Here is a 26,253-nt window from a genome sequence, read left to right as displayed (position 1 = left end):
ACCGGCACCCGGTGGCGTGGTGGCGCCATCACTACGTGTGACGAGGTTGGGCGCGTGGACCGGGGTCTCGGTGGAGCCTCCGCCCACTTCGCCCGGAGAGGGACTCGGCGGGCACGGGCCCGCCCGGAGGGGGCTGCCGGGGGGCGTGTCCCGGCCATCGCGGCGGTCCCGGACCGGTCGGGCCCCGGCGCCCGGCGGGGCCGTTCCGGTCGCTGCGGAAGGCTGCCCGTGGCTGGTTCTCACCGTTCCGTCGCCCCGCCCACGCGGTCGGCACGCGTGGCCTCGCACGCCGTCGGGGCCGGCGGCGGCCCCGTCCCGGCCCCGTCGGCAGCGGACCGGCCGGGCCGCCGCGTCCCCGCTCCCGACGGGGTTTGCCGAGGACCGAAACTGTGGCGGGGGGTGAATCGGCGGACCTACGCTGCGCCGGCAGGAACGTGAAGTTCTCTGCGGGAGCCCCGGGAGCCCCCCGGCGCCCCGAGACGAAGGCGCGTCCCCCGTGCACTCCAGGGAGACCGCTTCCCAGCGAGCGCCCTTGGGGGAGAGTCGTGATCAGGGAATCCGTGGAGGACGTGGTCCACCGGGCCAGAGCCGCCCAGGCCGAGATCGCCTCGTGGTCGCAGGCGGAGACCGACCGGGCCGTCGCGGCCGTCGGCTGGCACTGCTACCAGGAGGAGACGGCCGGCCGCCTGGCCCGGCTGAGTCACCGGGAGACCCGCCTCGGGGACGCCGAGGACCTGTACGCCCTCCAGCGCAGGCGGGTGCTGGGCATCCTGCACGACCTGCACGGCGCCCGCACCGTCGGCGTGGTCGAGTCGGACCCGGCACTGGGCCTGCTCAGGATCGCCAAGCCGCTCGGCGTGATCGCGGTGGCGAGCCCCGCGACGGCTCCGGCCCCCGGCATCATCTGCAACGCCCTGCCGATGCTGAAGACCCGCAACGCCGCCGTCTTCAGCCCCAACCCCCGGGCCCACCGCAGCGCGCGGGCCACGGTCGACGTGATGCGGGCCGCCCTCGCCTCGGTGGGCGCTCCCCCGGACCTGCTGATCTGCCTGCCCGAGGCGGGCCGGGAGGCGGGGTCGCTGCTGATGGCCGAGGCGGACTCGGTGGTCGCCATCGGCGGCTCGGGCACCGTACGCCGCGCCTACCGCAGTGGTACGCCCGCGATCGGAGCCGGGGTGGGCAACCCGACGGTCGTCGTGGACGAGACGGCGGACCTCGCGGCGGCGGTGGCGGCGGTGCACCACGGGGCCGGGTTCAACCACGGCACCTCGTGCTCCTCGGAGAGCAACGTCCTGGTCCACCACTCGGTGGCGGCGGCCTTCGAGCGCGGCCTGGTGGAGGCCGGCTCGCACCTCTGCGACGAGGCGGAGGCGGAGCGGCTGACCCGGGTCCTGTGGCCGGACGGCACCACCCTCGACCGGTCCCTGGTCGGCCGTCCGGCCGCCGAGCTGGCCGAGGCCGCCGGGATCGACCTGCACGGTCGGCGCGTCTCCGTCCTCGCCGTACGCTGCGCCGACCCGTCCCAGGACCAGCCGGTGCTGCGGGAGAAGATCTCGCCGTTGCTGACCCTCTGCGCCTACCGGGACTTCGGTGAGGCGGTCCGTCTGGTGCAGGCCATCGCGGAGCGGTGCGGCCTCGGCCACAGCTGCGCGGTGCACACCGCGCGCGAGGACCGGGTGCTGCGGCTGGCCGAGGCGGTCACCCACTGCCGGGTCGTCGTCAACCAGTCGACGATGACCAACACCGGCAGCCTCAGCGCCGGCGTCCCCTTCACCACCACGCTCTCCAGCGGCAGCTGGGGCGGCTCCAGCGTCGCGGGCAACGTCACCTGGCGCCACTTCCTCAACCACACGACGGTCTCCCGGCCGATCCCCGCCCGGGTCCCCGACGAGGCGGCACTCTTCGCCCCGTACCGCGCGGACCCTCCGGCACCGCGGCCCGCCCAGGTCCTGGGGCGTGTCTGACGGACCACGGAAGACGAAAGAAGGGCAGTTGTGCCGATCGCACACGTCAACGGAATCAGTCTCCACTACCAGGAGAGCGGCGACGGCGAGCCGGTGGTGATGGTGATGGGCTCCGGCGCCGGCGGCCGCTCCTGGCACCTGCACCAGGTGCCGGCGCTGCGCGCGGCCGGGTACCGGGTCGTCACCTTCGACAACCGGGGCATACCGCCGACCGACGTCTGCGCCGACGGGTTCACCGTCGACGACATGGTCGCCGACACGGCGGGGCTCATCGAGCACCTCGGACTCGGGCCGTGCCGCGTGGTGGGCACCTCGCTGGGCGCCCACGTCGCCCAGGAACTCTGCCTGGCCCGGCCCGAACTGGTCAGCCAGGTGGCGCTGTTGGCCACCCGGGGCCGGGACGACGCCATGCGCCGGGCGCAGGCCCGCGCCGAGCGGGAGTTCCACGACCAGGGCGGGGTGATGACCCCGCTGTACTCCGCGACGGTGCGGGCCGTCCAGAACCTGTCCCCCGCCACCCTGCGCTCGGACAAGGAGATCCGGGACTGGCTGGACATCTTCGAGATGGCCCCGCTCGCCCGGACACCGGGCCACCGGGCCCAGCTCGGCATCGACATGACCACCGACCGGCTGGCCGCCTACCGGCGGATCACCACGCCCTGTCTGGTCGTCGGCTTCGCCGACGACGTGCTCCTCCCGCCCCACCTGGGCCGCGAGGTCGCCGACGCCATACCCGGCGCCCGGTACCTGGAGGTGGCGGACGCGGGGCACTACGGCTACCTGGAACGCCCCGACCAGGTCAACAACGCACTGCTCGACTTCTTCGCGCGGCGCGCCTGATCCGGCAGGGGGGCCGGGGAACGCCTCCAGCGGCGTCCCCCGGCCCCACCGGACCGCACCAGCCTGGGCCGGTTCGACCCCAGGCGAAACACTTTGAACCGGTCGACACGGCCGGGAGACCATGCCGCGGGAACCGGGATCTGACCGGAACCCCAACATGAGGAAAGGGAAACTCATGGAGAACCCGTTCGACGACGACAACGGCGTCTTCTACGTCCTGGTCAACGACGAGAACCAGCACTCGCTGTGGCCCACGTTCGCCAAGGTGCCGGACGGCTGGACGGTCGTCTTCGGCGAGGACAGCCGCCAGTCCTGCCTCGACTACGTCGAGAAGAACTGGACCGACATGCGGCCCGCCAGCCTGATACGCGAGATGGACGGGGTCCCGGCCGCGCCCCAGGGCGCGGCCCAGACCGCCGTACCCGCCTGATCCACGGGCCAGTTCCGTCGCGGGTGTCCCGGAGTGCAGTCCGGGGCACCCGCTCCCGCTTGTTCAGAGCACGTCGCGGCGCATCGGCACCAGCACCGCCACCGCCGCGGCCACCAGGGCGTAACCGGCCAGCAGGAATCCGCCGCCCACCGGGGAGAGCAGCGAGACGGGGCTGGTGGCCAGTTCGCCGGCGACGGCGTCGGCGACGTAGGTGAAGCTGGTGAGGGAAGCCGTGGCACCGCCGGGCAGCAGCGGGTAGACCAGGTTGACGCCCGGGATCATCATGAGGATCAGCTCGCCCATGTAGAGGTAGCCGATGACCACGGCGAGGGCGACGGTCATGTTGCGGATGAGCGCCCCCATCGCGACGCCGAGCAGGGTGTAGGCCGCCATCGTCAGGGCCAGCCGCAGCAGCAGCGCCCACACGGTGCCCGCCGCCAGACCGGGCGTGACGCCGCGCGCGGCCAGCGCCCCGTACAACCCGGCGCCCGCGCTCACCGCCAGGACCAGCCCGTAGACCAGTCCGGCGCCGCCGAAGGTGACCAGCTTGGCGGTGAGCACCTGCCAGCGCCGGGGCGCGAAGAGGAAGGTGTACGTGGCGGTGCGGTGGCGGTACTCCGCGGTCATCGCCAGCGTGCCGAGCGCGGCCGGGACGAAGACGGTGAAGCCGAGCATCCCGAGGACGGAGAGCACGCCCTCCTCGGTGTGCATCCCGGGCATGGGCGGCGTGAAGTTCTCCGGCCCCACGGCCGCCATCAGGCCGACCAGGCCGCCGCCGAGCAGGACGGCCGTGAGCAGCGCCCACCGCCACATCCTGGTCGCCGTCAGCCGGCGGAACTCCGCCTTGATCAACGCGTTCACCGTGCTTCCCCCTCGTCGCGCCGGTTCTGCTCCGGCTGTTCGGTGCTGTCCTGGGTCAGGTCGAGGAAGAGCTGCTCCAGGCTGGTGCTGCCGGCGCTCAGCTCGTGCACCCGCAGTCCGGCGGCCGAGGCGAGGTCGGCGATCTCGGCGGCGGTCAGCCCGCGGACCCGCAGCGAACCGTCGTCGGCCGTGACCACTTCGGCGGCCGGACCCCGGGTGCCGTCGAGGATCAGCGTCCGCAGCCGCTCGGCGTCGGGCGAGCGCACCAGGACCGTGGCGGGCCGGTAGCGCTCGATGTCCGCCAGCGGTCCGGCGGCGACCAGCCTGCCGCGCCGGATCATCACGATGTCGTCGACGATCTGCTGGACCTCGCTGAGCACGTGGCTGGAGACGAGGACGGTGCGGCCCTCGGCCGCCAGCTCGCGCAGGAAGGTGCGGAGCCAGGCGATGCCCTCGGGGTCGAGGCCGTTGCTCGGCTCGTCCAGCAGCAGGACGCGCGGATCGCCGAGGAGCGCCGTGGCGAGGCTGAGCCGCTGCTTCATGCCGGTGGAGAAGGTGCGGGTGCGCCGGTGGGCGTGCTCGGCGATGCCGAGGCGGGTCAGCAGCTCGTCCACCCGGCTGTCCGGGTGTCCGCCCATGGCGCAGTAGATCCGCAGGTGGTCGCGGGCGGAGTGGTTGGGGTGGAAGGCGGAGGTGTCGAGGACGGCGCCGACCACGTCGGAGGGCCGGTCGAGTTCCGTGTAGCGGCGGCCGCCGACGGTGGCGGTGCCCTCGGTGGGGGTGACCAGGCCGAGGATCATGCGCATGGTGGTGGTCTTGCCGGCGCCGTTCGGCCCGAGGAAGCCGGTGACGACGCCCGGCTCCACGGCGAAGCTCAGTCCGTCGACGGCGGTGACCTCGCCGAACCGCTTGGTCAGACCGGTCACCTCGATCCGGGTGCCCGGGCCCGCCACCGGCCGCGTACCGGTCTCCTCGGTGGCGGCGCCCGGGCGGTCGTGGAGCGTGTTCTCGTTCATCGGTTCTTCCCCAGGTGGTGCGAGAGTTCCTCGGCGAGGCGGTCGGCGTCGTCGGCCGAGAGCACCAGCTCGTCGAAGTCCGCGGAGGCGGCCGCGCGGTCCAGCCGGACGTGCAGTCCGGGTGAGCCCCGGTAGGCGGCGACGAGCTGGCGCGGACCCTTGACCAGGCCCCAGGTGCCGACCTTGGCGAAGCCGGAGACCTGGATGCCGCTGCGGGTGCCGTGCGCCTCGCGGAGCGGGTCACGGACGGGCTCCACACGCCGCAGCGCCGCCAGCGGGACGGTCACCTTGTCGCGCTTGAGCCACATCCGCTCCCAGCCGCTGAAGGTCACGGTGAGGTCGGTGCCGGAGATCTTCATCAGTGCCATGGGGAACTTCCCCTCCCTCGGGGACCCCGTGGGTCCCGTGCGTCTTCTCTACGCTGGCTATCTGTTCTAGTAGTTGTATATCAGATATGTTGGAGCCGTGCAGCTACTACTCGATCTCGACAGCGAGGTCCCGATCTACCAGCAGATCCGGGACCGGGTGGTGGAAGCCATCGCGGACGGCACGCTGAAACCGGGCGAGTCACTGCCCTCCACCAGGCAGTGCGCCGTCGATCTCGCGATCAACTTCCACACCGTGAACAAGGCGTACGACCTGCTGCGCCGGGAGGGGATCATCCGCATCAACCGCAAGAGCGGCGCGGTGGTCCACCCGGACGTCGGCCGGCCGACGCCCGAACTGCGGGCGGGCGACGACTGGCGGCCCCGGCTGCGCGTCCTGCTCGCCGAGGCCGTCGTGAGGGGCGTGCCCGAGGCGGAGGTCGCGGCGTACGTCCGGTCGGCCCTCGACGGGTTCGCCCTCGGCCGGGCGGGAGAGGAGGAAGGAAGTGGATAGCCGGATGGTGGCAGAACCGCCCGGCGGGCGACGCGCATTCGGCGCTCGCCGAAGACCGTTGCCGGACGGGACGGCGGTACGGGAGGCTGCCGGAGGGTGTCGCGCGCGCGTCCGCGCGGCCGCGCACCGGGCGACGCCGCTCCCGCGAGGCCGCTCCCATGACCATGACTGCCATGACCATGACTTCGTCGGACGGATCAGGTGAACCCCGTGCTCGTCAGCCTCCTCGTCAATTCCGCGGTGCTCCTGCTCCTGGGTGCCGTCTTCTACGCCGCGCCGAGCCCGCAACTGAGCCCCCGTTCGGTGCCGTTCGGCGTCCGGGTGCCCCCCGGCCGGGCGGACGCGCCGGAGGTCCACCAGGAGCGCCGGCGCTACCGCGCCCTGCTCCTGCCCGCCATCGCCGTCCTCACCGCGGTCTCGCTCGGTCTCGGCGCCCTCACCGACAGCGCCCTGGTCGGCTCGGTCGCGGCGCTGGCGCTCTGCGGGGTCGCCGCCGTGCTGTGGTTCCGCGCCCACCAGGCGCTGACCCGCGCCAAGGAGGAGGGCGACTGGTACCGGGAGCTGCGGCAGGGCGCCGCCATGGACACCTCGCTGCGCACCGACCCGGTGCGGATGCCCTGGCTCTGGGTGGTCCCCTCGCTGCTGGTGTTCGCCGTCAGCGCCACCGCCGGGGCGTTCGCCTACCCTGAGCTGCCCGACACGCTGTTGCTGCCGGAGCGCTCCCCGTCGGGCACCGTCCACCGCGAGTTCGCCACCACCTTCTGGTCGGCCTTCAGCCTGGTCCTCGTCCAGCTGGCGGTCACCCTCACCATGGTCGGCACGGTCGCCGCGGTGCTGCGTGCCCGCGCCGACGTGGACGCCTCCCGGCCCCGCGCCAGTGCCGCCGAGTACCGCCGCAGGCTCTCCCTGATCGCCCGCTCCCTGCTGGGCGTGGGCGCGCTGATCAACGTGATGCTGCTCGGCCTCTCCGCGATGATGTGGACGGGCAGCCGCTCGGGCGCGCTGCTCGCGGTGGTCGTCGGGGTGCCGACGGTGCTGGCGCTGGCCGGCGCGGCCTACCCCTTCCTCCCGATGGCCCGGGGCGCGGCGACCGCCGGCGGCGAGGAGGACACCGGGCTGGTCACACGGGACGACGACCGGTTCTGGCGCGGCGCCGGCACGGTCTACCTCAACGCCGACGACCCGGCCGTGCTGGTCCCCAAGCGCGTCGGCATGGGCTGGACGGTGAACCTCGCCAACCGCCGCTTCCTGGCCGTGTGCGCCGTCCTGCTGGTGCTCGGCGCCGCGGCGGGCGTGGTGCTGGCGCTCGGCTGACGACAGGCACCGGGCGGACCTGGCCCGGTTCCTGTCAACTCCTCTCTGACCAGCGGCTTTCCGCTGCTGTCGAAGCTGATTGCGGTGGCACCCGCCGCACGGGAGTCTGGTGAGGCAGGCGAGGCATGTCCCGCCGCCCCCGAAGTCGACGCCGCACCGCGGCGTGTTCGCGCTGTGGTCCGCGCCGGGGCACGACGATCGCGTGAAGGGTCCGGTGGGTGCAGTGGGCGCAGTGGGTGCCGAGGAAGCGGTACGGGCCGGCGAGGCGGCCGGTGACGCGGCGGTGGGCGCGCTCTTCGAGGAGCTGGTCCGCGAGCACGGGGTGACCGGCGCGCAGCTCGCCGTCCACCGCGACGGCACCCTGAGCGAGTACGCCACCGGCCTCGCCTCGGTCCGCACCGGCGAGCCGGTGACGAGCCGGACGGGTTTCCCGTTCGGCTCGGTGACCAAGTTCCTCACGGCCGAGCTGGTGATGCAGTTCGTCTCCGACGGCGACCTGGACCTCGACGAGCCGCTCGCCGGGCTCCTGCCCGACCTGAAGCGCGCCGCCGTACCGGCCCTCGGCACGGCCACCGTCCGTCACCTCCTCAGCCACACCGCCGGGGTGGTGGACAGCCTGGAGCACCCGGAGATGCGCGGCCCGTCGTACCGGCGGTTCGCCGGGGTGTGCGCGCAGCAGCCGGCGCTCTTCCCGCCGGGCCGTGCCTTCTCCTACTCCAACACCGGCTACTGCCTGCTCGGGGCGGTGGTCGAGGCGGCCTCCGGCATGGACTGGTGGACGGCGATGGACAGCTGCCTGCTGCGGCCGCTCGGCATCGAACCGGCCTTCCTGCACGACCCGCGCCCCGGCCAGAACGGTGCCGCCCGGCCGGTGGCCGAGGGCCACGCGCTGCGGGCCGGCGGTGAGCGGGCCGAGCGCGTCGACCACATGACCTCGCTCTCCCTGGCCGCCGCGGGCGGACTGGTCGGCAGCGCCACCGACCTGGTCACGGCGGCCCGCCCGCACCTGGCCGACCGGGAGACCTTCCCCCAGCGGCACCTGCTCCCCGAGGACGCGGTCCTCGCCATGCGCACCTGCGTGCCGGACGCCGAACCGTTCGGCCTCGCCGACGGCTGGGGGCTGGGCCTGATGCGCCACGGCCACGGCGACGACGCCTGGTACGGCCACGACGGGGCGGTGGGCGGCGCCTCCTGCAACCTCCGGCTGCACCCGGGCCGTTCGATCGCGCTGGCGCTCACCGCCAACTCCACCGCGGGCCCCAAGCTGTGGGAGGCGCTGATCGCGCGGCTGCCCGAGGCCGGGCTGGACGTGGGCCACTACGCGCTGCCCGTCCCCGACTCCCCGCAGGGCGCCCCGCTCGCCGACTACCTCGGCACGTACGCCAACGGCGACCTGGCGCTGATGGTGGTCCGCGACGACTCCGGCGACCTCCTGCTGACCCGCGAGAGCTACACCGACTACCGCCTCTCCCTGCACGAGGACGACCTCTTCGTGGCCCGCAGCGGCGAGCCCGGCGCGCTCCCGATCACCGGCCGCTTCGTCCGGGAGCGGGCCGACGGCCCCGTCACCCTGCTCCAGTACGGCGGCCGGGCCATGTACCGGCTCTGACCCCTCGGGGCCGGACGGGCGCCGCCGCGGTGCGGCCGCCCGCGCTCCGGCCTTCCCTTCCCAGAGCCGTTGTGTCCGTGCGCCATCAGTTTCGAGAAATCCGGAGAGTCCACGATGTCCCAGGGTGAGCGGTCGATGCCGGCGGTCCAGCACGCGACGGTCGTGGAGGGGTTCGCGGCCCGCGTGGCGGCGCGTCCGGACGCGGTGGCCGTGGTGTGCGGCGGACGCACCCTGACCTACCGCGAACTCGACCGGCGCGCCGAGGGGCTGGCGCGAGGCCTGGTCGCGCGGGGCGTGGGCGCCGAGTCCCGGGTGGGACTGCTGCTGGCGCGCTCGGCGGACGTGGTCGTCGCGATGCTCGCGGTGCTGAAGGCGGGAGCGGCGTACGTCCCGCTGCATCCGGACGACCCCGAGGAGCGCACCCGCGCCCTGCTCACCCGGAGCCGCTCCTCGCTCGTCCTCACCGACCGGGACCGCTCCACCGTGGCCGGGCTCCCGGCGCTGCCGGTGGACCCGGACACCGCGGCGGGCAGCTCCCCCCTGCCCGCCGCGGCCCCCCGCCCGGCGTCGCTCGCGTACGTCATGTTCACCTCGGGCTCGACCGGCGTGCCCAAGGGGGTGGCCGTCACCCACGAGGACATCACCGCGCTGGCCGCCGACTCGCGCTGGCGCGGCGGGGCCCACGCGCACGTGCTCTTCCACTCGCCGCACTCCTTCGACGCCGCCACCTACGAGATCTGGGTGCCGCTGCTGAACGGCGGCACCGTCACGGTCGCCGAGGAGGGGATCAGCGGGCCGGTGCTGCGCCGGGCCGTGGCGGACGGGGTGCGGGCCGTCTTCCTCACGAAGGCCCTCTTCGACCTCCTCGCGGAGGAGGACCCGGAGTGCTTCACCGGCCTCAGCGAGGTCTGGACGGGCGGCGAGGCCGCCTCGCCCGCGGCGATGGCCCGGGTCCAGGAGGCCGTCCCGCGGCTCACCCTGGTCCACGTCTACGGTCCTACCGAGACGACCACCTTCGCCGTCTGCGGCCCCCTCTCGCCCGCCGACACCCGCGACAGCCACGTCCCGCTCGGCGTCCCCATGGACGACACCGGCGCCCACATCCTGGACGCCGCCCTGGCGCCGGTGCCGGAGGGCACCCCGGGCGAGTTGTACCTGGGCGGCGCCGGCCTCGCGCGCGGCTACGACGGCCGGCCCGACCTCACCGCCACCCGGTTCGTCGCGGACCCGCACCGGCCGGGCGGGCGCCTGTACCGCACCGGTGACCTCGTGCGGCGGCGCCCCGACGGCCGGATCGACTTCCTCGGCCGCACCGACGGCCAGGTCAAGATCCGCGGCCACCGCATCGAGCCGGGCGAGATCGAGGCGGCCCTCCTCGCCGACCCGGCCGTCACCCGCGCCTGCGTCGTCGCCCGGGCGGACCTCCCCGGCGCGAAGCGGCTCACCGCCTACCTGGTGGCCGCCACCCCGCAGGACCCGGCCGCCCTGCGCGCCCGGCTCGCCCGGACGCTGCCGGAGTACATGGTCCCGGCCGCCTTCGTCACCCTCGACGCGCTGCCGCTCACCCCCAACGGAAAGATCGACCACCGGGCCCTGCCCGCCCCCGGCACCACCGCGGCGGCCGCGTACGTGGCGCCACGCGGCAGCACCGAGCGCGCCCTGTGCGACCTGTGGGCCGATCTCCTCGGGATCGAACGGGCCGGCGCCGAGGACGACTTCTTCGCGCTGGGCGGGGACTCCGTCGCCGCCCTGAAGGCGACCTCGCGGCTGCGGCGCACGCTCGGCGCCGACCTGCCCGCCCGGGCCCTCTTCGACCACCCGACCCCGGCCCGGCTGGCGGCCGTGCTGACGCGGGAGGGCGCCGGTGGGGCCGTCGAGCCCGGCGGGGTGATCCCGGCCGTGCCCCGCGACGGGGCGCGGCTGCCGCTCTCCCCCGGGCAGGAACGCCTGTGGTTCCTCGACGAGTTCACGCCCGGCGGCGTCGAGTACAACACCGGTCTCGCGCTGCGGGTCGCCGGCGGGCTGGACCTGACCGCGCTGCGCACCGCGCTGGACGCCCTCGTCGCGCGGCACGAGCCGCTCCGGACCACCTTCGCCGAGGGCGCGCAGACCGTGCACACCGCGCTCCCACTGCCCCTGCGCGCCGTCGACGCCGACGGTGAGGAGGAGCTGCGGCGGGTGCTGGCGGCGGAGCAGGCCACCCCGTTCGACCTGCGCACCGGCCCGCCCGCCCGCGTCCTGGTGGTGCGGCTCGCGTGGGAGGGCGCCACCGTGCTGGTCCTCTCGATGCACCACATCGCCACGGACGGCTGGTCGATGGGGGTGATCACCCGCGAGCTGAGCACCCTGTACGCGGGGGCGGTACGCGGCGAGCGGGCCGAACTCCCGCCGCTGCCCGTGCGATACGCGGACTTCGCCGCCTGGCAGCGCGACCGGGTGGCCGGTGACGCCTTCGACGGCCAGCTGTCCTACTGGCGGGAGAAGCTCGCCGGGACCGAGCCCCTGGAGCTGCCGGCCGACCGGCCCCGCCCGGCCGTGCGCACCTCGGCGGGCGCCCTGCACACCTTCGAGGTCCCGGCGGAGCTGACGGCCCGGCTCACCGCGGTGGCGCGGGAGGGCGGCGCCAGCCTCTTCATGGCGCTGACCGCTGTCACCCAACTGGTCCTCTCGCGGTACACCGGCCGCCGGGACATCGCCCTCGGCACGGTGGTCTCCGGGCGTGAGCGGCCCGAGCTGGAGGACCTGGTCGGCTTCTTCGTCAACACCCTGGTGCTGCGGCAGCGGGTGGAGGAGCGGGTGTCGTTCGACGCCTTCCTGCGGCAGGTCCGCGCCACGGTGCTGGAGGCGTTCGCCCATCAGGAGGCCCCGTTCGACCGGGTGGTGGAGGCGGTCGGCGCCGACCGCGACCCGAGCCGCAGTCCCCTCGTCCAGGCTCTGCTGGTCCTCCAGAACTCCCTGGGCCTCGCCCCCGACTTCGCGGGCCGTCCTGCCCGGCGGCAGCCCGTGCCCCGGTCCTCCTCGCGGTTCGACCTCATGTGGGAGTTCTTCGCGGAGCCCGACGGGCGGCTCACGGCCGAGGTCGAGTACAACTCCGACCTGTTCGACGCGGCCACCGTGGACCGGCTCTGCCACCACTGGCTGCACCTCACCGAGCAGGCCGTACGAGCACCCGGGCTGCCGCTGGCCCGGCACGACATGCTGGGGCCGGCCGAACGCGCCGCCCTCCTGCCCCCGTCCGAGGCCGTACCGGAACCGGCGGCCTTCCGCACGGTCGTGGAGCTGGTCGCCGAGCGGACGGCGGCCGCGCCGGACGCGGTCGCGCTCCGCCACGGCGACACCTCCGTCACCTACGCGGAGCTGGGCCGGCGTGCCGACCAGCTCGCCCGCCACCTGCTCGCCCTCGGCGCCGGACCCGAGAAGCGCGTGGGCATCTCCCTGCCCCGCACCCCCGACCTGGTCGTCGCCGCCCTCGCCGTCCTCAAGACCGGCGCCGCCTACGTCCCGCTCGACCCCGAGTACCCCGCCGACCGCCTGGAGCACATGCGCGGCGACAGCGGCACCCACCTCACCGTGGACGCCGCCCTCGTCGAGGCGGCCCGCACCACCGACGACAGCCCCGTGCCACACCCCGCCGTCTCCCCGCAGAACGCGGCGTACGTCATCTACACCTCGGGCTCCACCGGCAAGCCGAAGGGCGTCGTCGTCCCGCACCACGCCATGGCCCGCCTCGTCGCCTGGGCCACCACCCTCGGCGAAGACACCTTCGCCCACACCTTCTTCTCCACCAGCCTCAACTTCGACGTCTCCGTCTTCGAACTCTTCGGCACCCTCGCCACCGGCGGCACTCTGGAGATCGCCCACAACATCCTCAGCCTCACCGACCACCCCGCCTGGGACGGCACACTCGTCTCCGCCGTCCCCTCCGCCTTCCAGGCGCTGGTGGCCGAGCCGACCACCCGACTGGACCCGAAGCTGCTGATCCTGGCCGGCGAGGCCTTCCCCACCACACTCCTCGACCAGGCGCGCCGCGCCCTGCCGCACACCACCGTCGCCAACATCTACGGCCCGACCGAGGCCACCGTGTACGCCACCGGCTGGTTCTCCCACGAGAACCCGGACCCGAAGGCCACCACGGTCCCCATCGGCCGTCCCCTGGCGGGCAAGAGCGCCTACGTCCTGGACGCGACCCTCAACCCCGTCCCGGCCGGTTCCTGGGGCGAGCTGTACCTCGCGGGCAGCCTCGCCCGCGGCTACATCGGCCGGCCGCACCTGACCTCGGAACGCTTCGTCGCCCACCCCTACGACCAGGGGGCCCGCCTCTACCGCACCGGGGACCTGGTCCGCCGCCACCTCGACGGCACCCTGGAGTACGCGGGCCGCAACGACCACCAGATCAAGGTCCGCGGCCACCGCATCGAGACGGGCGAGATCGAGACGGCCCTGCTCGCCCTTCCCGGGACCGGCCAGGCCGCCGTCGTCGCCCGCGAGGACCAGCCGGGGACCAAGTACCTGGTGGCCTACCTCGTCACCACCGGCCCGGAGCCGGCCGACCCGGCCGAGGTGCGGGCGCACCTCGCCCGCACGCTCCCGGACCACATGCTCCCCGCGGCCTTCGTCACCCTCGACGCGCTACCGCTCAACGCCGCCGGCAAGCTCGACCGGGCCGCCCTGCCCGCGCCCCAGGTCGAGACCGCCCCCGCCACCCACCTCGCGCCCCGCACCGGGACGGAGCGGCTCCTCGCCGAGATCTGGGCCACGGTGCTGGGCCGCGAACGGGTGGGCGTGGAGGACAACTTCTTCGACCTCGGCGGCGACTCGATCATCAGCCTCCAGGTGGTCTCCCGCGCCCGCCGCGCCGGACTCGCCCTCACCTCCCGCGACGTCTTCCTCCACCCGACCGTCGCCGCCCTCGCACAGGCCGTCCAGCCCGCCGAGGACGCGGCCGAGACCCTCGCCGAACAGGGCCCGGTGAGCGGCGAGGTCGTCACGACACCGATCCGCGAGTGGTTCTTCGCCACGCACCCCGTCGCGCCCCACCACTTCAACATGGGCGCCGGATTCCTCCTCCCGGCCGGTACGGACCTGGCCGCTCTACGGGCCGCCGTGGCGGCCCTGCTGGCGCGGCACGACGCGCTGCGTTCCGCCTTCACCCGGCTCCCGGACGGCCGGTGGGAGGGCCGGATCAGCACCGCCGTCGATGTGGACGCGGTCTTCACCGCCGTCCCCGACGAGGGCGACGCCGCCTGGGCGGAACTGGCCGCCCGGACGCACGCGGGGCTGGATCTCGGCACGGGCCCGCTGGTGCGCGTACTGGTGGGGACGGGCGCCCCCGAGGCGCCGGTGCGGGTCCTGATCGCCGCGCACCACCTGGTGATGGACGGGGTGTCGTGGCGGGTGCTCCTGGAGGACCTGGAGTCGGCGTACCGGCGGATCGCCGGGGGCGCCGAGCCGGAGTACGACCCGAAGGGGACCTCGGTCCGGCAGTGGGCCGAGCGGCTGGCGCAGCACACCGCCAACGGCGGTTTCGACGCGGAACTCCCCTACTGGCAGGACGTCTTGGCGGACGCCGGCACCCGGCTTCCGGTGGACCTGCCGGGCGGGGCGAACACCGTGGGCAGCGAACGCTCGGTCTCGGCCGGGCTCTCCGCGGAGGAGACCGACGCGCTGCTGCGCGCCGTCCCGTCCGTCTACCGCACCCAGCCCAACGACGTGCTCCTGGCGGCCCTGGCCCGCACGCTCGGGCCGTGGGCCGGATCGGGACGGCTGGCCGTGCACCTGGAGGGGCACGGCCGCGCGGAACTCTTCGACGAGGTCGACCTGACCCGTACCGTCGGCTGGTTCACCTCCCTCCACCCCGTCGCCCTCGACCTCCCCGGCGAGGCGGCCGGGGACTGGAGCGAGCTGCTCCCGGCCGTCAAGGAGCGGCTGCGGGCCGTCCCCGGGCAGGGAGTGGGATACGGCGCGCTGCGGTACCTGCGCGCCACCCACCCGGGCCCGGCCGGAGACCGGGCCCTCGGCCTCACCGAGGCCCCCGCTCCCGAGCTGGCCTTCAACTACCTCGGGCACTTCGGCGCGGCCGACGGCTCCGGCTGGGCCCGCTCCCTCGTGCTGAACCCCGGCGGCGAGCACCACCCGGGTGAGGCGCGCGGCCACGTCCTGGAGGTGGTCGGCGCCGTCCAGGACGGACGGCTGACCTTCACCTGGACGTACTCGGAGAACCTGCACGCGCGGGCGACGGTGGCGGCGCTGGCCGAGCGGTACACGGCCGAGCTGCGCGAGCTCCTCGCGCACTGCGCCCGGCCCGGCGCGGGCCGCTGCACCCCCTCCGACTTCCCCCTGGTGCGGCTCACCCAGGACGAGGTGGACCGGATCACCCTGTCGGGCGGCGAGCGGCGGCCGGGTGACGTGGTGGACGTGTATCCGCTGACGCCGCTCCAGTCGGGGATGCTCTTCCACGCGCTGAACGAGCCCGGGCGGGGCGCCTACCTGGAGCAGTTCACCTTCGTCCTGGACGGCGTGGACGACCTGGCGGTACTGGCCGGGGCCTGGCGGCAGGTGGTCGGCGCCTCGGACGCGCTGCGGGTCTCGGTCCGCTGGGAAGGACTGCCCGAGCCGGTGCAGGTGGTGCGCCGGGAGGTCCTGCTGCCGGTGGAGGTGCTCGACTGGACGGCGCGGACCGGGACGGAGCGCGAGGCGTCGCTGGCCGCGCTGCTCGCCGGGGACCGGGCCACGGGGATGGAGCTCTCCGGGGACGGGCCGCTGACCCGTGTGACGCTGGCGGCGCTGCCCGGTGAGCGGGTACGGGTGGTGTGGACCTTCCACCACCTGCTCCTCGACGGGTGGAGCAGCGCGGCCGTCGTCGCCGACGTGGTGGCCGCGTACGCCGCGGCACGGGCCGGGAAGCCGGCCGGACTCCCCGCGCGGGGTTCCTTCCGCGACCACCTGGTCTGGCTGGCCGGCCGGGACCGGGCGGCGGGGCTGGAGTTCTGGCGGGAGCGGCTGGCGGGCTTCGCGGAGCCCACCGCCCTTCCCTACGACCGCGCCCCGGGCGACGCCCACCGCTCCGGATCCACCGGCCGGCACACCGCCCGGCTCGGCCGCGCCGCCTCGGCCGCCGTCACCGCGGCGGCCCGCCGCCACCGGGTGACGCCCGGCACGCTGGCGCAGGCCGCCTGGGCGCTGACGCTGGCCGCGCACGCCGGTACCACGGACGTCGTCTTCGGGACGACGGTCTCGGGCCGTCCCGCCGACCTGCCGGGCGCCGAGTCGACGGTGGGCCTCTTCATCAACACCGTCCCGGTACGCGTCACCACCGGCCCCGGGGAGCGCGTCGGCCCGTGGCTGCGCGCGCTCGGCGCGGCGCAGGCCGAGGCCACCGAGTACGCCCATGTACCGCTGCACGAGATCCCGGCCGGACCGGCGACGGGGGCCGCGCTCTTCGACAGCCTGCTGGTGATCGAGAACTACCCGGTGACGACCGGCGAGGGGGCCGGCCACGGGGTGGGCGTCCGCGAGCTGGACGCCGTCGAGTCCACCAACTACCCGCTGACCCTCACCGTCCGGCCCTCCGACACCCTCGATGTCACCGTCGGCCACGACCCGGCGCTCTTCGACACCGACACCGTCGAGCGGCTGGCGGACGGCTTCCTGCGGGCCCTCACCGTGCTCGCCGAGGACACCGGGGACGGGCTGCTCGCGGCGCTGCCGATGCTCGGCGAGGCGGAGCGCGGGCGCGTGCTGGGCGAGTGGAGCGGGAGCCTGGGCGCGCCGGAGCTCCACACCTCCGTGCCGGAGGCGTTCGCCCGGCGGGTGGCGGCGGCCCCGGAGGCCCCCGCCGTCCGCTGCGGCGACCTCTCCTTCACCTACCGCGAGCTGGACGCCCGCTCCGACCGGGTCGCGGCGGCGCTGCGGTCCCGCGGCGTCGGCGCCGGGGCGCGGGTGGGGCTGCTGCTGAGGCGTTCGCCCGACGTGGTGGTGGCGATGCTGGCGGTGCTGAAGACGGGGGCGGCGTACGTCCCGCTCCACCCGGCCCATCCGGTGGAGCGGATGGAGCAGATCCTCGGCGGCGCCGGTGCCCAGCTCCTGGTGGCCGACGCCGCGGCCCCGCACCTGCCCGCCGGGGTCGGTGTGCTCCAGCTCTCCGAGGCCACCCGGCGGGCGTGGGCCCCGGCGGGGGTCCCGTCACCGTCGGTGCCGGCCGACGAACCGGCATACATCATGTCCACCTCCGGGTCGACCGGTACGCCGAAGGGGGTGACCGTCACCCACCGGGCGGTGGTCGCCCTGGCGGCCGACCGCCGGTGGCGGTCGCGTGCCCACCGGCACGTGCTGTTCCACTCGCCGCACTCCTTCGACGCCGCCACCTACGAGGTGTGGGTGCCGCTGCTGGGCGGCGGCTGTGTGGAGGTGGCCGAGGAGGACCTGTCGGCCGCGGTGGTGCGGCGCGCCGCCGGACGCGGGGTGGCGGCGGTCTTCCTGACCACCGCGCTCTTCGGTGCGCTCGCCGAGGAGGACCCGGCCTGCTTCGCCGGGCTCAGCGAGGTGTGGACCGGCGGCGAGGCCGCCTCCGCCCCCGCGATGGCACGGATGGCCGCACACTGCCCGGCGACCGAACTCGTCCACGTCTACGGTCCGACCGAGGCGACCACCTTCGCCCTCTCGGGCCCCGTCACCCCGGACGACACCGCCGGCCCCGGCCCCGTCCCGCTGGGCCGCCCCATGGACGACACCCTCGCCTACGTGCTGGACGGTGCCCTGCGGCCGGTCGGCGTCGGCGTCCCCGGTGAGCTGTACCTCGGCGGTCCCGGGCTGGCCCGCGGCTACGACGGGCAGGCGCCGCTGACCTCGGCCCGGTTCGTGGCGGACCCGTTCGGCTCGGGCCGGCGCCTGTACCGCTCGGGGGACGTGGTGCGACGCGGCCCCGACGGGCGCCTCGCCTTCCTCGGCCGTGGCGACGGCCAGGTGAAGATCCGCGGCCACCGCATCGAACTGGGCGAGATCGAGGCGGCCCTGCGCGCCCGGCCCGACGTGGGCGGCGTCGCGGTGGCGGCCCGCGAGACCCGCTCGGGAGCCAAGCGGCTGGTGGCGTACGTGGTCCCGGCGAGCGGCACGACGCTGGACGTGCCGGCGCTCCGCGAGGGCCTGGCGGACCGGCTGCCCGCGTACATGGTGCCCTCGGAGCTGGTCGAGCTGGCGGCGCTGCCGCTGACCGTCAACGGCAAGGTCGACCGGCGGGCGCTGCCCGCGCCCGGCGACGGGGACGGCGGTCCCGAGGAGGGCGCCGCGGAACACACGGCGCCCCTGCCGGGCACGCAGACGGTGGTGGCCCAGGTCTGGGCGGAGGTGCTCGGCGTCGAACGGGTCGGCGCGCACCAGGACTTCTTCGCGCTGGGCGGGGACTCCATCGCGGGGCTGAAGGTGGTCTCGCGGCTGCGGACCCGGCTCGGCACGGGGCTCTCGCCGCGGACCCTCTTCGACCACCCGACCGTGGCCACGCTCGCGGAGGCGGTCGACGCCGCCTCCGCCGGGGACCGCCCGGCCTCCGGGGGCCCGATCCCCCGGGCCCCCCGCGACACCGCGCCGCCGCTCTCCTTCGCCCAGGAACGCCTCTGGTTCCTCGACCAGTTCGCGCCCGGCTCCAGCGAGTACAACGTGGTCACGACGCTCCGGCTGACCGGCACCCTCGACCTGGCGGCGCTCCGTACGGCGGTCAGCGGCCTGGTCGCCCGCCACGAGGCCCTGCGCACCACCTTCACCCCGGTGGACGGCCGCGGCACGCAGACGGTCCACGACCGTCAGGACGTGCCGGTGCGGGTGGTGGAGCCGGGTTCCGCCGAGGAGGCGCGGGACGCCCTGCGCGACGAGGCGGCCCGGCCGTTCGACCTGCGTACCGGCCCGCTGGTCCGCGTCCTGCTGGTCCAGGACGCGCCCGGTGCCCGCGCCGACGGCGCGACGCTGATGGTCACCCTGCACCACATCGTCACCGACGGCTGGTCCATGGGAATCGTCGCCCGCGAACTGAGCGAGCTGTACGCCTGCGCCGTCCGCGCCACCGAGCCCCGGCTGCCGGCGCTCCCGGCGCACTACCCGGACTACGCGGCCTGGCAGCGGGCCCGCCTCACCGACGAGGCGCTGGAGCCGCATCTCGCCTACTGGCGTGACCAGCTGCACGACCTGCCCGTGCTGGAACTGCCCGCCGACCGGCCCCGTCCGGCGGTACGCAGCGGACGCGGCGCCCTGCACTCCTTCCCGGTGCCGCGCGAGGTGGCCACCGCGCTCGGCGAGGCGGCCCGGCGGCGGGGCGCCACCCTGTCGATGGCGTTGACGGCCGTCACCCAGCTGGTGCTGGCCCGGCACAGCGGCCAGCGGGACCTGGCCGTGGGGACCGCCGTCTCCGGCCGCGACCGTACCGAGCTCGAAGGGCTGGTCGGCTTCTTCGTCAACACCCTGGTGCTGCGCTCCCGGATCGACGAGACGGCGGGCTTCGGCGCCCTCCTCGACCAGGTGCGCGAGACCACGCTGGCCGCCTTCGCCCACCAGGACGTGCCGTTCAGCCGCCTGGTGGAGGAGCTGGACCCCGAACGCGACCCGAGCCGCACCCCGCTCGTGCAGGCCGCCGTCACCCTCCAGAACGCGCCCCGGGGATCGTTCGCGCTGCCCGGGCTGCTGGTCGAGGAGACGCTGCCGCCGGTGGAGACGACCCCGTTCGACCTGAACGTCGAGTTCGAACCGAGGCCCGACGACGGGCTTCTCGCCGTCATCTCCTACAGCACGGATCTGTATGACGCGGGGACGGTGGCCCGGATGGCCACGCACTGGCGGGAACTGGCCACCGGCCTGGCCACCAGCGACCCCGACCAGCCCCTGCGGAACCTCTCGATGCTCAGCCCCGCCGAACACGCCGAAGCCCTGACCGCCGCCCACGGCCCCACCACCGACACACCCCCCACCACCGTCACCGCCGCCTTCGCCACCCACGTCGCACAAACCCCCCACACCATCGCCCTCCACACCAGCACCGGCACCCTCACCTACGCCGAACTCGACACCCGCGCCGAACACCTCGCCCGCGCCCTCGCCGAACGAGGCATCACCACCGAATCCCGCGTCGCCCTCCACCTCAACCGCTCCGCCGACCTCATCACCGCCATCCTCGCCATCCTCAAAACCGGCGGCACCTACATCCCCCTCCACCCCGCCAACCCCGAAAACCGCACCCGCGACATCCTCACCCGCAGCCACACCACCCTCATCCTCACCGACCAGAACCACACCCACCTCTGCGGCACCCCCACCCTCCACGTCACCACCCCACCCACAACAGACCACCGGCCACCAGCCACCATCCACCCCGACTCACTGGCCTACGTCATGTACACCTCGGGCTCCACCGGCAAGCCCAAAGGCGTCGCCATCACCCACCACGACATCACCGCCCTCACCGCCGACACCCACTGGAAAAACGGCGCCCACCAACACCTCCTCCTCCACTCCCCCCACTCCTTCGACGCCGCCACCCACGAAATCTGGACCCCCCTCCTCAACGGCCACACCCTCACCATCGCCGACCACGACATCACCGCACCCACCATCCGCCAAGCCATCACCAACGGCGTCACCTCACTCTTCCTCACCAAAGCCCTCTTCGACCTCCTCGCCGAAGAAGACCCCACCTGCTTCCACGGCCTCCACGAACTCTGGACCGGCGGCGAAACCGCCTCCCCCACCACCATGAACCGCGTCCAGACCACCAACCCCCACCTCACCCTCGTCCACACCTACGGCCCCACCGAAACCACCACCTTCGCCATCAGCGGCCCCCTCACCCCCCACGACACCACCCACAACCCCGTCCCCCTCGGCCGCCCCATGGACAACACCCACGCCTACATCCTCGACACCAACCTCACCCCCACCCCCACCGGCATCCCCGGCGAGCTCTACCTCGGCGGCACCGGCCTCGCCCGCGGCTACGACCACCAACCCGCCCTCACCGCCACCCGCTTCATCCCCCACCCCCACCACCCCGGACAACGCCTCTACCGCACCGGCGACCTCGCCACCCGCCACCCCGACGGCCGCATCCACTTCCACGGCCGCACCGACACCCAAATCAAAATCCGCGGCCACCGCATCGAACCCACCGAAACCGAAACCACCCTCCTCACCCACCCCCACATCACCCAAGCCCACGTCCTCGCACGAACCACCCCCACCGGCAGCCAACACCTGATCGCCTACACCGTCGGAACCACCACCGACCCAGACGAACTACGCACACACCTCGCCACCACCCTGCCGGACTACATGATCCCGACCACCTTCATCCCCCTCGACACCCTCCCCCTCACCCCCAACGGCAAAATCGACCACCGCGCCCTCCCCACACCCAACCCCACCACCAACACCCCATACACCGCCCCCACCACCCCCACCGAACACACCCTCACCCACATCTGGACCAACGTCCTCAACACCCCCCACATCGGCATCCACGACAACTTCTTCACCCTCGGCGGCGACTCCATCACCAGCCTCCAAGTCGTCTCACGAGCGCGCCGGGCGGGGCTGACGCTCTCCTCGCGGGACATCTTCCTGCGGCAGACCATCGCCCAACTGGCCGCGTCGGTCGCCGAGGCGGCGCCCGACGAGGCGTCCCACGCCCCGCAGGGTGTGGTCAGCGGGCCGGTGGGCCCGACCCCGATCCGCGAGTGGTTCTTCGCCCACCACCCGGTGGCACCCGCGCACTTCGCCATGTCGATGGCGTTCGAACTGGCCCCGGGCTTCCGCACGGACGTGATGCGCACGGCGCTCACCGCGCTGCTGGGCCACCACGACGCGCTGCGCTCCACCTTCACCCGCCGCGCCGACGGCCGCTGGGAGGGACACCTCCGGCCGGCCGTCGCCCCCGACGCCGTCCTCACCGTGCACCGGCTCGCCCCGGACGGCGAGGAGGCCGCGTGGGAGGAGCTGGCGCGGGCCGCGCAGTCCGGCATGGACCTCGCCCGGGGCCCGCTCTTCCGCGCCCTGGTGGGCGACCGGGGGCCCGGCAGGCCGGCCTGGCTCTTCGTCGCCGCCCACCACCTGCTGGTCGACGGCGTCTCCTGGCGCGTCCTGCTGGAGGACCTGGGCCGCGCCTACGAGCAGGCGGCCTCCGGCGCCCCGGTGGATCTGGGACCGAAGACCGCCTCGGTGGTCCAGTGGGCCGACCGGCTGGCCCGGCGCGCCGCCGAGGGCGGCTTCGACGGGCAGCGGGAGTACTGGCGGGCCGTCGGCGAGGCGGCCTCGACCGGACTCCCCGTCGACCTGCCGGGCGGGCGCAACACCATGGCGGACCAGGCCACCGTGGAGGTCTCACTCGACGCCGGGGAGACCGCCGCCCTGCTCCACCGGGTCCCGGAGGTCTACCGCACCCGCACCGACGACGTGCTGCTGACCGCGCTCGCCCGGACCCTGCGCACCTGGACGGGGCGCGAGCGGACCGCCGTCGCCGTGGAGGGCCACGGCCGCGAGGAACTCTTCGACGACGTCGACCTGACGCGTACCGTCGGCTGGTTCACCTCGATCTACCCGGTGGCGCTCGCCCTGCCGGACGGCGACGACCCGGGCGCCGCGCTGAAGACGGTGAAGGAGCAGTTGCGGGCGGTGCCCGAGCGCGGCATCGGCTACGGAGTCCTGCGCCACCTCGTCTCCGGCGCAGACGGCTCCTCGCCCCTCGCCGGCCTCGCCGAACCCCGGATCAGCTTCAACTACCACGGCCGGTTCGACGCCGAGGCCGCCCCGGGCGCCGGCCCGGTCCGCGCCGCTCTCCCGCCGCTCGGGCAGGACCACCACCCGGACGAGGAGCGGGCCCACCTGATCGACGTGATCGGGGTCGTCGGCGGCGACGGCGTGCTCTCCTTCACCTGGACCTACTCGGCCGGACTGCACCACGCCGCGACCGTCCAGCGGCTGGCCCGCGACTTCACGGCCGAACTGCGGGCGCTCGTACGCCACTGCGCGCTGCCGGAGGCGGGCGGGCGCACCCCCTCGGACTTCCCGCTGGCCGGGCTCGACCAGGCCGGGGTGGACGCGCTGGCCGGGACCGGGCCGGCGGCCGCCGCCGTCGAGGACGTCTATCCGCTCACCCCGATGCAGAGCGGCATGTTGTTGCACACCCTGGCCGACCCCGGGGTCTACCTCGACCAGGCGTCGTTCCTGCTGGAGGGCGCCGGGGACCCGCTCCGCCTGGCCGCCGCCTGGCAGCGGCTGGTGGACGCCACCCCGGCGCTCCGCACCCACCTGGTCTGGGAGGACGTGCCCGAACCGCTCCAGGTGGTCCGCCACCACGCCCCGCTCACCGTCCGCCACCTGGACTGGACGGGTCTTCCGGAGGGGGAACAGGCCGGCGCGCTGACCGAGCTGGCCGAGGAGGAGCGGGCCGCGGGTGTCGACCTGGCGGCCGGTCCCCTGATGCGGCTCGTCCTGGTACGCGCCCGGCCGGACGCCGTACGGGTCGTCTGGACCTTCCACCACATCGTCCTCGACGGGTGGAGCACCACCCGGATCTTCGAGGACGTCTTCGCCCAGTACGCCGCCCTCGGCACCGGCACGGCCCCGGCCCCGCTCAGCCGCCCGCCGTTCAGCGCGTACGTGGAGTGGCTGCGGCGTCAGGACGGGCGGGCGGCCCGGGCGTACTGGACGCGGGCGCTGGCCGGGTTCGACGCCCCGACGCCGCTCCCCCACGACCGGCGCCCCGCGCCCGGCCACCGCGCGCACGCCGCGGCGCGCGTCCGCGTCGGGCTGACCGAGGAGCGGGCGAGGGCGCTGTCCGCGATGGCCGCCCGCCACCACCTCACCCTCAACTCGGTGGTGCAGGGCGCCTGGGCGCTCCTGCTCGCCCGGCACGCCGGGGAGGGGGACGTCTGCTTCGGCGCCACCGTCTCCGGCCGCCCGGCGGAACTGCCCGGCATGGAGTCGACCGTCGGCAACTTCCTCAACACGCTGCCCGTCCGGGTCCGCGCCGCCGAGGAGGGCGAGACGCTGCTCGACTGGCTGCGGCGCCTCCAGCGCGAGCAGGCCGAGGCCCGCGCCTTCGAGCACCTGGCCCTGCGGGAGATCCGGGAGGTCTCCGAACTCCCGGCGGGCGCCGAGCTCTTCGAGTCGCTGGTGGTCTTCGAGAACTACCCGGACAACGAGGCCGCGGCCGCCGTCCACGGCCTGTCGATCTCCGAGGTGTCGGCGGTCGACACCACGAGTTACGCGCTGGACCTCACCGCGTACACCGACGGCGACCGGCTGGCGCTGGACCTCGCCTACGACCCGTCCCTCTTCGGGGCGGAGCGGATCGGCCACCTCGCCCGCCACCTGTCGGTGCTACTGGCCGGGATGCCCGACCACGCCCAACTGCCGCCCGCCGCGCTCCCCTCGCTCACCGGCGAGCAGGAGCGGGAGCTGCTGGCGCCGGGCGGCTGGAGCGGAGCCCCCGTGCCGTACCCGCGCGAGGCCTGCCTGCACGAGCTGATCGCCGCCCAGGCCCGCCGCGCGCCCGGCGCCGAGGCGGTGGCCTCGGGCCCGGACTCGCTGACCTACGCGGAGCTGGAGGAGCGCGCCGGCCGGCTCGCCCACCACCTGGTCGCCCACGGCGTCGGGCCGGGCGCGGTCGTCGCGATCTGCCTGGAGCGCGGAGTGGAGCTGGTCGTGGCACTGCTCGCCGTCCTCAAGGCGGGCGGCGCCTACGTCCCGCTCGACGCGGCGCACCCGGCCGACCGGCTGGAGTACGTGCTGTCCGACAGCGGGGCCGTCCTCGTCCTCACCCGTGACGCGCTCGCCGCCCGCCTGCCCGCCGCGCGCGTGCCCGTGCTCTCCCTGGACGCGGAGGCGGACCGGATCGCCACCCGGCCCGCCCGGGTGCCGGAGACCGGGGTGACCCCGCGCGACCTCGCGTACGTCATCTACACCTCCGGGTCGACCGGCCGGCCCAAGGGCGTGCAGGTCGAGCACGGCAGCGTCGTGCACGGCGCCGCCTCGTGGGACACGGCGTACGGCTTCACGCCGGAGCCGGGGCGGGCGCCGGCGCGCCAGCTCAACGTCGCCAGCTTCTCCTTCGACGTGTTCGTCTCCGACCTGGTGCACGCCCTCTGCCACGGCGGCACCCTGGTGATCGCCCCGGCCGAGACGGTCGCCGACCCCGCCCGCCTGCTCGACCTGCTGACCGAGGCCCGCGTCACCCACCTGGACACGGTCCCGGCGCTGGTCACCGCGGTGGCCGACGAGGCCGAACGGCGCGGGGCGCGCCTGCCGGAACTGCGGGTCCTGGCGGCCGGCGCCGACCTGTGGCGCACCGACGACTGCCGCAGGCTGCTGGCCCGCACCGCCGAGGGGACCACCGTCCTCAACACGTACGGCGTGACGGAGGCGACCGTCGAGTCCTGCCTGTACCCGGTGGCGCCCGACGCGCTGCCCGACACCCCGGGCGTGCCGATCGGGCGGCCCAACCCGGGGGTGCGCATGTACCTGCTGGACGCGGCGATGCGGCCGGTGCCGGCCGGGGTCACCGGTGACCTGTACATCGGCGGGCCCAGCGTGGCGCGCGGCTACCGCAACCGGCCGGGGCTGACCGCCACCCGGTTCGTCGCCGACCCGTTCGGCGCGGAGCCCGGCGGCCGCCTCTACCTCACCGGTGACCGCGCCCGGTACCTGCCGGACGGCACCGTGGAGTTCGCGGGCCGTGCCGACCAGCAGGTGAAGGTCCGCGGTTTCCGCGTGGAGCCCGGCGAGGTCGAGACGGCCCTGCGCTCCCACCCGTCGGTGACGGCCGCCGTGGTCGCGCCGGGCCGCGACGCGCGCGGCGACATCCGCCTGGTCGGCTACGCCGTGCCGCGTGCGGGCCACCCCTTCGACCCGGCGGGGCTGCGCGCGCACCTCAAGGCCCGCGTCCCGGCGTACATGGTCCCGGCCGTCCTGGTCGAGCTGGACGCCCTGCCGCTCAACGCCAACGGCAAGGTGGACCGCCGGGCACTGCCCGAGCCCGACCCGGCGGAGCGGGGCGGCACCGAGTACGTCGCACCGCGTACGCCGGGCGAGGAGGCACTCGCCGGGATCTGGCGGGAGGTCCTCGGGCAGGACCGTGTCGGCGCCGAGGACGACTTCTTCGACCTGGGCGGCAACTCCATCCAGCTCCTCCAGGTCACCTCCCGCGTCCGGGCCGCCTTCGGCGTGGCCCTCTCCGTCCGCGACTTCTACGACGCGCCGACCGTCGCCGGGCTGACCGCCGCCGTGGAGGAGCGTGTCCTCCGGGAGCTGGAGGAGGCGATGCGGCAGTGAGCGACGAGGGAGCGGCACCGCCGCAGCAGACCGAGC

9 protein-coding genes and 1 pseudogene are annotated in these 26,253 nt (G+C 74.8%); 7 read left to right on the top strand and 3 right to left on the bottom strand.

The genetic code is table 11. The annotated features are described in order from the left end of the window. Positions 1 to 545 precede the first annotated feature (545 nt). The 3 genes from Sdia_RS06965 (at position 546) to Sdia_RS06955 (ending at position 3,234) form a co-directional block, all read left to right on the top strand. Positions 546 to 1,964 carry an aldehyde dehydrogenase family protein gene (locus tag Sdia_RS06965; protein ID WP_100458034.1) on the top strand — a complete coding sequence of 473 codons (1,419 nt, stop codon included), beginning with the start codon at positions 546 to 548 and terminating at the stop codon, positions 1,962 to 1,964. A 30-nt stretch (positions 1,965 to 1,994) separates the two neighbouring features. Continuing rightward, positions 1,995 to 2,804, top strand: coding sequence for an alpha/beta fold hydrolase (locus tag Sdia_RS06960; protein WP_100458033.1), 810 nt, complete (start codon positions 1,995 to 1,997; stop codon positions 2,802 to 2,804). A gap of 175 nt (positions 2,805 to 2,979) precedes the next feature. Next, a complete protein-coding gene (locus Sdia_RS06955) occupies positions 2,980 to 3,234 on the top strand; it encodes an MbtH family protein (RefSeq protein WP_100458032.1) in 255 nt (84 codons plus the stop codon). 63 nt (positions 3,235 to 3,297) lie between these two features. On the opposite strand, the gene Sdia_RS06950 is transcribed toward Sdia_RS06955, so the two are convergent. The 3 genes from Sdia_RS06950 to Sdia_RS06940 are packed head-to-tail and all read right to left on the bottom strand — an operon-like array spanning position 3,298 to position 5,479. Beyond that, the gene (locus tag Sdia_RS06950; protein WP_124287324.1) at positions 3,298 to 4,095 is read right to left on the bottom strand and encodes an ABC-2 transporter permease family protein; all 798 of its coding nucleotides are present in this window, start codon (positions 4,093 to 4,095) and stop codon (positions 3,298 to 3,300) included. Then, on the bottom strand, positions 4,092 to 5,111 hold the full coding sequence (locus tag Sdia_RS06945; RefSeq protein ID WP_100458030.1) for an ABC transporter ATP-binding protein: 1,020 nt from the start codon (positions 5,109 to 5,111) through the stop codon (positions 4,092 to 4,094). The genes Sdia_RS06950 and Sdia_RS06945 overlap by 4 nt, the downstream gene beginning before the upstream one ends. Further along, positions 5,108 to 5,479 carry a hypothetical protein gene (locus tag Sdia_RS06940; protein WP_100458029.1) on the bottom strand — a complete coding sequence of 124 codons (372 nt, stop codon included), beginning with the start codon at positions 5,477 to 5,479 and terminating at the stop codon, positions 5,108 to 5,110. Before Sdia_RS06940 ends, Sdia_RS06945 begins: the two co-directional genes overlap by 4 nt. 97 nt (positions 5,480 to 5,576) lie before the next feature. Here Sdia_RS06940 and Sdia_RS06935 point away from each other — a divergent pair, with 97 nt between their 5' ends. The 4 genes and pseudogenes from Sdia_RS06935 to Sdia_RS06920 form a co-directional block, all read left to right on the top strand. Continuing rightward, positions 5,577 to 5,990, top strand: a complete 414-nt coding sequence (locus Sdia_RS06935; RefSeq protein ID WP_100458028.1) for a GntR family transcriptional regulator — start codon at positions 5,577 to 5,579, stop codon at positions 5,988 to 5,990. A gap of 210 nt (positions 5,991 to 6,200) precedes the next feature. After that, complete coding sequence (locus Sdia_RS06930; protein ID WP_229831648.1) at positions 6,201 to 7,304, top strand: DUF1648 domain-containing protein; 1,104 nt, start codon at positions 6,201 to 6,203, stop codon at positions 7,302 to 7,304. Positions 7,305 to 7,536: 232 nt separating this feature from the next. Further along, entirely contained in the window at positions 7,537 to 8,913 is a 1,377-nt protein-coding gene (locus Sdia_RS06925; protein ID WP_115068786.1) for a serine hydrolase domain-containing protein, read from the top strand. Positions 8,914 to 9,027: 114 nt separating this feature from the next. Then, a pseudogene (locus Sdia_RS06920) lies at positions 9,028 to 26,217 on the top strand (non-ribosomal peptide synthase/polyketide synthase); the annotation flags it as partial. Positions 26,218 to 26,253 lie beyond the last annotated feature (36 nt).

The sequence above is a fragment of the Streptomyces diastaticus subsp. diastaticus genome (assembly GCF_011170125.1).
Lineage (GTDB): Bacteria > Actinomycetota > Actinomycetes > Streptomycetales > Streptomycetaceae > Streptomyces > Streptomyces diastaticus.
The sequence above is the reverse complement of the archived record's forward strand: the minus strand, read 5'-3'. Positions and strand labels throughout refer to the sequence as shown.

What these genes read in the sequence shown, in the direction of transcription:
- Sdia_RS06955 (WP_100458032.1), top strand. Translation starts at nt 2,980, where the DNA reads ATGGAGAACCCGTTCGACGACGACAACGGCGTCTTCTACGTCCTGGTC.
- Sdia_RS06945 (WP_100458030.1), bottom strand. Translation starts at nt 5,111, where the DNA reads ATGAACGAGAACACGCTCCACGACCGCCCGGGCGCCGCCACCGAGGAG.
- Sdia_RS06940 (WP_100458029.1), bottom strand. Translation starts at nt 5,479, where the DNA reads ATGGCACTGATGAAGATCTCCGGCACCGACCTCACCGTGACCTTCAGC.